This is a genomic window from Micromonospora sp. KC606, from assembly GCF_004348675.1.
Taxonomy (GTDB): Bacteria; Actinomycetota; Actinomycetes; order Mycobacteriales; family Micromonosporaceae; genus Micromonospora.
Window position 1 is genome coordinate 21,674 of sequence record NZ_SMKN01000043.1, and the last position, 9,484, is coordinate 31,157.

At 74.3% G+C, this 9,484-nt stretch carries 11 protein-coding genes and 1 pseudogene; 11 read left to right on the plus strand and 1 reads right to left on the minus strand.

Annotated features, from left to right (window positions below):
* Positions 1-267: 267 nt before the first annotated feature.
* From folP to E1193_RS12190, 7 genes are all read left to right on the plus strand, one after another.
* Positions 268-1,182 (plus strand): dihydropteroate synthase, encoded by a 915-nt coding sequence (gene folP / locus E1193_RS12160; RefSeq protein ID WP_207922675.1) that lies wholly within the window; start codon positions 268-270, stop codon positions 1,180-1,182.
* Positions 1,179-1,538, plus strand: coding sequence for a dihydroneopterin aldolase (gene folB / locus E1193_RS12165; protein WP_132183235.1), 360 nt, complete (start codon positions 1,179-1,181; stop codon positions 1,536-1,538). Before folP ends, folB begins: the two co-directional genes overlap by 4 nt.
* Positions 1,535-2,062, plus strand: a complete 528-nt coding sequence (folK, locus tag E1193_RS12170) for a 2-amino-4-hydroxy-6-hydroxymethyldihydropteridine diphosphokinase (protein ID WP_132183237.1) — start codon at positions 1,535-1,537, stop codon at positions 2,060-2,062. The genes folB and folK overlap by 4 nt, the downstream gene beginning before the upstream one ends.
* Complete coding sequence (locus tag E1193_RS12175; protein WP_132183239.1) at positions 2,059-2,595, plus strand: DUF3180 domain-containing protein; 537 nt, start codon at positions 2,059-2,061, stop codon at positions 2,593-2,595. The genes folK and E1193_RS12175 overlap by 4 nt, the downstream gene beginning before the upstream one ends.
* A 99-nt stretch (positions 2,596-2,694) precedes the next feature.
* Positions 2,695-3,909 carry an ABC transporter permease gene (locus tag E1193_RS12180; protein WP_132183241.1) on the plus strand — a complete coding sequence of 405 codons (1,215 nt, stop codon included), beginning with the start codon at positions 2,695-2,697 and terminating at the stop codon, positions 3,907-3,909.
* A gap of 60 nt (positions 3,910-3,969) precedes the next feature.
* Positions 3,970-4,275, plus strand: a complete 306-nt coding sequence (locus tag E1193_RS12185) for a hypothetical protein (RefSeq protein ID WP_132183243.1) — start codon at positions 3,970-3,972, stop codon at positions 4,273-4,275.
* Positions 4,276-4,337: 62 nt separating this feature from the next.
* Complete coding sequence (locus E1193_RS12190; RefSeq protein ID WP_132183245.1) at positions 4,338-4,838, plus strand: hypothetical protein; 501 nt, start codon at positions 4,338-4,340, stop codon at positions 4,836-4,838.
* A gap of 29 nt (positions 4,839-4,867) precedes the next feature.
* Here E1193_RS12190 and E1193_RS12195 read toward each other — a convergent pair whose 3' ends face one another.
* Positions 4,868-5,863, minus strand: a complete 996-nt coding sequence (locus tag E1193_RS12195; RefSeq protein WP_132183247.1) for an ATP-binding cassette domain-containing protein — start codon at positions 5,861-5,863, stop codon at positions 4,868-4,870.
* A 2-nt stretch (positions 5,864-5,865) separates the two neighbouring features.
* Between E1193_RS12195 and E1193_RS12200 the strand changes: the two genes are divergently transcribed.
* The 4 genes and pseudogenes from E1193_RS12200 to E1193_RS12215 all read left to right on the plus strand — a co-directional run.
* Positions 5,866-6,549, plus strand: coding sequence for an ABC transporter permease (locus tag E1193_RS12200; RefSeq protein WP_132183249.1), 684 nt, complete (start codon positions 5,866-5,868; stop codon positions 6,547-6,549).
* Entirely contained in the window at positions 6,546-7,268 is a 723-nt protein-coding gene (locus E1193_RS12205; RefSeq protein WP_132183251.1) for an ABC transporter permease subunit, read from the plus strand. Before E1193_RS12200 ends, E1193_RS12205 begins: the two co-directional genes overlap by 4 nt.
* Before the next feature lie 156 nt (positions 7,269-7,424).
* Positions 7,425-8,429 carry a glycine betaine ABC transporter substrate-binding protein gene (locus E1193_RS12210; RefSeq protein WP_132183253.1) on the plus strand — a complete coding sequence of 335 codons (1,005 nt, stop codon included), beginning with the start codon at positions 7,425-7,427 and terminating at the stop codon, positions 8,427-8,429.
* A 139-nt stretch (positions 8,430-8,568) separates the two neighbouring features.
* Positions 8,569-9,484 (plus strand): annotated as a pseudogene (locus E1193_RS12215) (hypothetical protein); the annotation flags it as partial.

Below are 9,484 nucleotides of genomic sequence, written 5' to 3' on the forward strand. Positions count from 1 at the left end.
GACGCTGTGCTGGTTGCCCACCACGGTGAGTGGCGAGCTTTGGGGGGATTCTTCCCGCTTCGGCCCTCCCTCCAGGCTTCGCCGTCTCGATGCTGGGCAATTCCACAGCGTACGGGCCGCCCCCCTTTGCGACAACCCGCGAAGAGTGGACCCGAAACGGCACGGACGACCGATCGTACACCTGTTCCAATAGGCACGTCAGCCACCGCTTCCGGTCGGTCCCTCGGGGCTCGCCGGCCGGCCCGGCGCGCCCGGTACTGTCTGGTCGTGACCGATCTGGTACCGGCCGGGGCCCCGGTGGTGATGGGCGTCCTCAACGTCACGCCCGACTCCTTCTCCGACGGTGGTCTCTACTCGAACCTCGACGCCGCCGTCGCACACGGGGTGCGACTGCGGGCGGAGGGGGCGCGGCTGGTCGACGTCGGCGGCGAGTCCACCCGCCCGGGCGCCGACCGGGTCGACGCCGTCGTGGAGACGGCCCGGGTGGTCCCGGTCATCCGGGAGCTGGCCGCCGCGGGCGTCACGGTCAGCATCGACACCAGCCGCGCCTCGGTGGCCGAGGCGGCGCTCGCCGCCGGGGCCGCCGCGGTCAACGACGTCTCCGGCGGCCTGGCAGACCCGAACATGGCCCGCGTGGTCCGCGACGCCGGCTGCCCCTGGGTGCTCATGCACTGGCGCGGCCACTCGCGGGACATGCGCGACCTGGCCACCTACACCGACGTCGTCGCCGAGGTCCGGGCCGAGCTGGGCCGGCGGGTCGACGCGGCGCTCGCCGCCGGGGTCGCGGCGGACCGGATCATCGTCGACCCAGGACTCGGCTTCGCCAAGTCCGCCGCGCACAACTGGGAACTCAGCGCCCGCCTGCCCGAGCTCGTCGAGCTCGGTTTCCCGCTCCTGTTCGGAGCGAGCCGCAAGTCCTACCTGGGCCTGCTGCTCGCGGGCCCGGACGGCACCCCCCGCCCTACCGCCGGCCGGGAGGTGGCCACCGCCGCGACCAGCGTGCTCGCCGTCGCGGCGGGCGCCTGGGGGGTACGCGTGCACGACGTCCGGGGCACCGCCGACGCGCTCGCCGTCTGGACGGCCACCGGCCGCCCCCGACTGGCCCACGCGGTCGCGCCGGGACACGGAACGGGACACGCCGACGCGGACCGGGTCGCCGGCCGCGACGAGGGAGACAGATGATTGACCGGATCGAGCTGTCCGGGCTGCGGGCACGCGGCCGGCACGGCGTCTACGACTTCGAGCGTGCCCAGGGGCAGGACTTCGTCATCGACGCCGTGCTCGAACTCGACCTCGCCCCGGCCGCCCGCTCCGACGAGGTGACCGACACGGTGCACTACGGCGAGCTGGCCGAGCGGCTGGTCGCCGTGATCACCGGCGAGCCGGTCAACCTGATCGAGACCCTCGCCGACCGGCTGCTCGCGGTCTGCCTCGCCGAGCCCCGGGTGGCCGCCGCCACCGTCACCGTGCACAAGCCGGAGGCACCGATCCCACACGCCTTCGCCGACGTCGCCGTCACCATGCGGCGGGCCCGGTGACCCGGGCCGTGCTGTCGATCGGCAGCAACCTCGGTGACCGCCCGGCCCACCTGCGCACCGCCCTGGACACGCTCGGCGACACCGTACGGGTGGTCTCCGGGGTGTACGAGACCCCACCGTGGGGCGACGCGGACCAGCCCGCGTACCTCAACGCGGCGGTGCTGGTGGTGGACTCGGCGGCGACCGCTCGGGACTGGTTGGCGCGGGCCCGGGCCGCCGAGGCGGCGGCCGGTCGGAACCGCGACCCGCGGCGCCGGTTCGGGCCGCGCACCCTGGACGTCGACGTCGTCGCCGTCTGGGACGACGCCGGCCAACCGGTGCTCAGCGACGACCCCGAACTGACCCTTCCGCACCCCCGCGCCCACCTGCGGGCCTTCGTGCTCCGGCCGTGGATCGACATCGAACCGCACGGCCGGTTGCCCGGACACGGCTGGCTCACCGACCTGCTCAACGCCGAACCGCTCGCCGGTGACGCCCTGGAACTCAGCCCTCGTCCGGAACTGGCGTTAGAGTCGGACACATGACCCAGGCGCAGACCCCGCGTGGGGGCGACCCCGACCGCTTCCGGATGGGTCCCACCCGGATCTCCACCCTGGTGGTGGCCGCGCTCGCCGCCGCGGCCGTCGCCTGGCTGCTGATCAGCGCCTTCTACGGTGACCTCGGGTCGGGCCTGCCCTGGCTGCCGGTGGTCACCCTGGCCGCCCTCGCGGTGCTGGAGGCGTACGCGGCGGTCAACACCCGCAGCCGGATCGAGCGCCGGCCCGGGCGGGAGCCGGTCAACCCGCTGCTGGTCGCCCGGTTCGTGGTGCTGGCCAAGGCGTCCGCGCTGGCCGGGGCCATCTTCGCCGGCTTCTACGCCGGCCTCACCGGCTGGCTTCTCATCGAGGACACCAACGCCGCCGTCAACGATCGGCCCGCCGCCGGCGCCGGGTTGCTCGCCGCGTTCGCCCTGGTCGCCGCGGCGCTCTGGCTGGAACGCGCCTGCCGGGTGCCCGAGCAGGAGGACGACGAGGACCGGGAGCCCGGCGACCGGCACAGCCGGCCGCCCCACCGCTGATCAGCGGGTTACGCGGGGCCGCACGCGCAGGTACCGTCCCTGGCGACCGAAGAGCACGCGGCCGTCAGCGAGGACGGCCGGCGGGGGGAGGTGCGCGGTATGGCGTACGACGAGCCGGGTCAGGTTCCCGCGACGGAGCCGCCAGGCGTGCCCGCCATGAGCCCGGGCACCGTCGACGATCCCGCCCAGGGTGGACCGGGCCGGGACCGGATCGGTGTGCACCTGGTCTGGGAGGCGCTGCTCCTGGCCGGACTGGCCACGCTCGTCGTGCTGCTCGCGCAGGCCGACGCCGACGCGCTGCGCGGTGACCGCCTGCGCACCCTCCTCGTCGACGCGGTCGCCCTCGGCCTGCTCGCTCTCGCCGCCGGGCTGAGCCTGCGGACCGCGGCGGTCAACCTGGCCGTCGGCCCGGTGGCGGTGGCCGCGGCGCTGCACTTCGCCGAGCAGGGCGACCGAGGGCTGCGGGAGTCGCTCGTGCCGGCCCTTGTGGTCGCCGCGCTCGGTGGGCTCGCCCTGGCCCTCGCCGTGGTGGTGCTGCACGTGCCCGGCTGGGCGGCGAGCCTCGCCGCCGCGGCGGCGGTGGTCGTCTGGATCGAGCGGCGAATCGCGCCGGTGACGGTGCAGGGCGACCACGACGTACGCCGGGTCGCGTTCCACCTCTTCGCCGGCTTCGCGGCCGTCGCGGTGCTGGGTGGGCTCTTCACCACGATCCGGGCGGTGCGCCGGACTGTGGGCCGGTTCCGGCCGGTGGCCGACCCGGCCCGCCGCCGCGGCGTGCTGGCGGCCCTGGTCACCGTGACGGCGCTGGTCGGCTCCACCCTGCTCGCCCTGCTGGCCGGGGTGTTGGTAGCCGCGAGCGGGACCGCGCCCGTCGTGCCTGAGGCGGGGCTGGACGGGACGGTGCTGGCCGTCGGGGTGGCGCTGCTCGGCGGCACCAGCGCGTACGGCCGGCGCGGCGGGATCCTCGGCACCCTGCTCGCGGTGAGCGTGGTCGTCGTCGCCCTCGCCCTGGCGGCCGCGGAGGGCCGGCCCCTGGACCGGTGGGCCGTCGGCGCGGCGGCACTGGCTGTCGGGCTGGTGGTGACCCGGTTGGTCGAGACGTTCGGCCGGCCCCGCCCGGCGGCCGGGCAGGCGGCCGAACTCGCCCCGGTCGCCGACGGCACGATCAGCTCCGGGTGGTCGCTGGCCCGCCCGGGCCGGACCGACTCCTGGACGCCTGCGCTGCCGACCCCGACGACCGACGCGCCGCGGGACCCCTGGGACTCCCCCCACTGGGAGACCGGGCCGAGCCGATGGGACGACCGCGACCGGTAGCGAGGCCGGTCGGCCGCGTCCGACGGGCCGGATCTGATCTCGCCGGTTAGGCTCGCGGACATGACCGAGACTCCTTCCACCGGCGCCGGCCGCGCCTTCGACGAGCTCGACGCGCTCTCCACGGAGGAGCTGCGGGAACAGGCGTTCGCGCTGGCCCGGGCGCGACGCGACGTGGGTTTCTTCTGGTCGGTGTTGCGGCACCTGCCCGACGCGGACGAGGCCGCCGCCCTGGACGGGGCACCGAACTCGGTCGGTCCGACCATCGACGAGGCCGCCGCGCTGTGGCGGGAACTGACCGGGCACGGCTACGAGGAGTCGGCGCCGCTGCTGCGCGCCGCGTTCATCGACTACCTGATGAAGCACTGACCGGTCGCGCCGCCGGTTGGCGGAGGTTTGCCCGCCGGGGTGGCCCGGGAACTTCCGGCCGCATGGCCGTCACCAACCCTTCCCGCACCGCCAGCGGGTACGGCACCGCCACCGGCACCGGGGCCCTCGCCGCGCTCATCCTGGTCGGGGTCTGCGGCAGCCCCTGGTACGTCGACTGGGCCGAGACCAGCACCGACCCCGGTTCAGCCGGTGGCTGGTTCCTGCGGCTGCTGGCCTGGCCGGCCTGGCGGCTGGAGTCCGTCGAACCGGGTCAGGGCGTGCTCGCCACCGACCTGCGGGCCATCCTGCTGGTGGTCTTCGCGGCGGCCTTCCTCTACCTGTTGCCCACCTCGCAGGTGGCCCGGGTGCAGGGCTCGCTCAGCCAGTTCCTCTCCGGCTGGGCCGCGTACGTCCTCGCCTGCGCGGTGGGCACGCTGCTGGCGGCGCTGCTGACCTCCGGCGGGACGCTGCTCGCCGACTTCCAGACCACGGGGACGGGTGCCACGTACGGCTTCTTCGCCGGCTGGATCGTCGGCCTGGCCAGCCTCGGCGGCCGGGCCTGACCGTCGGGCGCCGGCCGGACGTCCCACCCTCACCCGCAGGCCCGACCCAGCTCCAGCACCCTGCTCCGGTCGAGCACGCCGACCGGTTCACCGTCCTCGGTCAGCAGGACCGCCTCCGCGCCGGCCGTCAGCATCGCGGCCAGCGCGTCGTACGCGGAGCCGCCCAACTCCAACGTGGGCAGACCCGCGTCGGCGGCTGGCGGGGCGAGCACCGCGCGGGTGACCGGGGTGACGGCCAGCCGCCGGACACCCCGGTCAGCGCCGACGAACTGCCGAACGAACGCCGAGGCGGGCGCGCCGAGCAGTGCGGCGGGGGTGTCGTACTGCTCCAGCTGGCCGCCCTCGGAGAGCACCGCGATCCGGTCGCCGAGCCGGACCGCCTCGTCCAGATCATGGGTGACCAGCAGGACGGTTTTGTGGAGCTCGGCCTGCAGTCGGAGAAACTCCTGCTGCAACCGGCCCCGCGCGATCGGGTCGACGGCCGAGAACGGCTCGTCCATCAGCAGCACCACCGGGTCGGCGGCGAGTGCCCGGGCCACTCCGACCCGCTGCCGCTGGCCGCCGGAGAGCTCGTGCGGGTAGCGGCGGCCGAACTGGGCCGGGTCCAGCCCGACCAGCTCCAGCAACTCGCCGGTCCGACGCCGGATCCGCTCCTTCGGCCAGCCGAGCAGCCGGGGCACGGTGCCCACGTTGGTGTCGACCGTCTGGTGCGGGAAAAGACCCACGTTCTGGATGACGTAGCCGATGCGGCGGCGCAGCCGCACCGGGTCGACGCGGGTGATGTCCTCGTCGTCGAGGAGAACCCGCCCGCCGGTCGGCTCGACGAGCCGGTTGACCATGCGCAGCACGGTGGACTTGCCGCAGCCGGACGGGCCGATCAGCACCACCAGTTCGCCGGCCACGACCTCCAGGCTCAGTTCCCGGACAGCCTCGGTGCCGTCCGGATAGCGCTTCCCGACCCCGTCGAGTGTGATCGAGGCCGCGCCGTGCCCGGCGTCGGTGGTGCCGCCCGAGGTACCGTCCACCTGTGTCCCTCCCCCTGAGCTACCGGGCCGAAGCAGGCAACCCCTGGTTCTCCTGGCAGTACGTGCGGGACAACTCTGACACGATCCTCGCGGCGCTGCGGGAGCACGTCTCGCTGACCGGTTGGGCGGTCCTGATCGCCGCCCTGGTGGCGTTGCCCCTGGCGGTGGCCGCGTACTGGTACCGGGCCCTCGCCGCACCGATCATCGGCCTCACCGGGGTGCTCTACACGGTCCCGTCGCTGGCCCTGTTCGCCTTCCTCGCTCCCTACCTGGGCATCGGCGCGGTCACCGTGCTGACCGTGGTGGTGTTGTACGCGCTGCTGGTGATCGTCCGGAACGCGGTGGCGGGGCTGCACCAGGTGCCGCCCGAGGTGCGCGACGCGGCCGAGGGGATGGGGTACGGCCGGTGGGCACGGCTGTTCCGGGTGGACCTGCCGCTGGCCCTGCCCGGCATTCTCACCGGCGTACGCCTCGCCACGGTCTCCACGGTCGCCCTCGTCACCGTCGGCGTGGTGCTCGGCCGGGGTGGCCTGGGGCAGCTGATCTTCGCCGGCTTCCAGAACAACTTCTACCGGGCACAGATCATGACCGGCACGTTGTTGTGCGTGCTGCTCGCCCTGGTGCTGGACCTGCTCCTCGCCGGGGTGGGCCGGCTGCTGACGCCGTGGCTGCGGGGCCGGGCGTGAATCCGGTGCGGCAGGCCGTGGTCTGGCTCAACGATCCGCTGAACTGGACCAACCCGGGTGGCGTCCTGGACCGGCTCGGGGAGCATCTGACCATGTCCGCCGCCGCGGTGCTGCTCGGCTGCCTGGTGGCGTGGCCGTTCGGGCTCTGGCTCGGGCACACCGGTCGCGGCGGCGGCCCAATCCTGCTGATCTCCAACATCACGCTCTCGATCCCCACCCTGGCGTTGCTGACCATCCTGCCGCTGACCTTCCTCGGTTTCGGCCGGCCGGCGGTGGTGGTGGCGCTGGCGGTCTTCGCGGTGCCGCCGCTGCTGGCCAACGCCTACACCGGGGTGCGGCAGGCCGACCCGGAGGCCCGGGACGCGGCCCGGGGAATGGGGCTCTCCGGCGGGCAGGTGCTGCGCCGGGTCGAGCTGCCGCTCGCCGTGCCGTACCTCGCGGCCGGCTTCCGGACGGCGGCGGTGCAGGTTGTGGCCACCGCCGCGCTCGCGTCCTTTGTCAACGGCGGCGGGCTGGGTCAGATCATCCGGGCCGGGTTCGGGCTGGACATAGCCGCCGGCGGTGGCCAGATCATCGCCGGTGGCGTCCTGGTCGCCGGGCTGGCCCTGTTGGTCGAGGGTGCCCTCGCGCTGGTCGAGCGGGCGGTCACCCCGCGACCGTTGCGCCGGGACCGACGGGTGGCGATCCGGCGGGCCGTGGACGCCACGGCCGGGAGTTGAGCGGCACCGTCCGATCCGGTCACGAAATCCCGTTCAGAGTTTGTCGGTCCGGCCGAGAGGATAGTGGCTGGAGTCGCGGGCGACCGTCCAGATCGCCTGTCGGACGCGCGGCCGGCCCGCGGGGGGCCGCGCCGGGACACGGAAGGCGGGCAACACATGCACGTACGTACACGGGTGGCGGTCGGCGCGGTCGGGGCGCTCACCGTGGCGGGGCTGCTCACCGGTTGCGGGGGCGCCGGCTCGTCCGGCACGGCGGCGCCGGAGTCGGGCGCCGGCGGCGCGGGGTGTGCCCCGGTCGCCGGTGACCAGCTCGTCGTCCTGACCGACGACAAGAAGTTGCAGAACACCGACAACGTCATCCCGGCGGTCAACGCCGACGTGGCAGCCCCACCGCTGATCGCCGCGCTGGACAAGGTCTCCGCCGCGCTGGACACGCCGAAGCTGATCGCGCTCAACAAGGCCGTCGACGTCGATCGGAAGACCCCACAGGTCGCCGCCGAGGAGTTCGCCGCGACCAGCGGCCTCACCACCGGCATCGCCAAGGGCCCCGGCGGGCAGATCGTGGTCGGCGCCGGCAACTTCTCCGAGAGCCAGACCCTCGCCGAGCTCTACGACATCGCCCTCACCGCCGCCGGGTACCGGGTGAAGGTGCAGACCATCGGCAACCGTGAGCTGTACGAGCCGGCACTGGAGAAGGGCGAGATCCAGGTCGTCCCCGAGTACGCGGCGACCATGGCCGAGTTCCTCAACACCAAGACCAACGGGCCGAATGCCACCCCCGTCTCCTCCCCCGACCTGGACAGCACCGCCGCCGCGCTGAAGACCGCCGGGGACAGGTACGGCATCGCCTTCGGCACCCCGTCGCAGGCACAGAACCAGAACGCTTTCGCCGTCACGAAGGCGTTCGCCGACAGGTACGGCGTGCGGACCCTCTCGGACCTGGCCGCCAGGTGCTCCGGCCGGACGACCGTGCTGGCCGGGCCGCCGGAGTGCCCGCAGCGCCCGAAGTGCCAGGCGGGCCTGGTGCAGGTCTACGACTTCCACGCCGGTTCGTTCAGCTCTCTGGACACCGGTGGTGCGCAGACCAAGAACGCGCTGAGGAGCGGCAACGCCAGCGTCGGGCTGGTCTTCTCCTCCGACGGCGCGCTGAGCACCAGCTGACGGTCTCCCGGGCGTGGGCCGCGCGCCCGCCCACGCCCGACGGCCCCGTTGCCCGCCAGGCCCGCGTCGGTGCGGTCGACGGCCCGATCCGGGTGCAGGCCGTTCCCACCACGGACATCTGTCGGTAGGCTCCGAAGCCATGCCCGCCCCGGCCCTCATCAACCAGCGCCATCCCCAGCTGTTGAACGTCCTGTTCTGGATCGGGGTGGCGATCGCGCCGGTCGCGGCACTGATCCTGCTGGTCGCCGACGGCAACGGTCCACTGCGGTTCGCCGCCGTGCTGGCGATCATGGCGGTGGTCCTGATCGGCCTGTCGATCGCGCTGCGGGGCGACTCGGGCGGCCAGGCGCACGGTGCTGAACTTCTCGACGAGCTGGAACAGTTGCGCCGGGAACTGCGCTCCGAGATCGTGGCCGCCGCCCAGCGTGGCAACCAGGCGCTCGACCAGGCGCAGCGGGTGGAGAACCAGGTCAACGCGATGCGCCGACGTCTCGACGCCGCCGCGGCGGGCATCGCCGCCGCCGCCGGGCTGACCGGGCTGGAGGAACCGGCCGGGACGGGTCGGGCGCGGGTGCCGGCGCCGGAGCCCCATGACGACCCGCAGGGTGGGCGACGGCGAGCGGTGGAGGAGCCCGCGACCTGGAACCGGTCGGCGGTCGACCGCGACGACGAGCCGACCGGCAGCCGGTACGGCGCCGAGCGTCCCGCCACCGGCCAGGCCGGCGGGTACGGCGTCGTTCCGGGCCAGGACAGCGGCGGGCCCGACTACGGGCCCGACTACGGGGCCGACCGAGCCGCGGCCGGGGCGTCCGTCGGGGTGTACGGGGCGGCCCGCCCGGTGCCCGAGCCGCAGGGCCGTCCGGTGCTGCGGCACACCGAGACGGTGCACGTGACGACCCGGCACACGGTGGTCGACGGCGCCGATCCCGGGGTGGCGGGCGGCTACGGTGGTTATTCGGGCGGGTGGTCTTCCGGCGCGGAGGAGCCGTCCTGGAACGTCGGGCAACCGGAGGGTTCCCGGGCTGACCAGCGCGACGACCGGGGTTGGTCCGCTC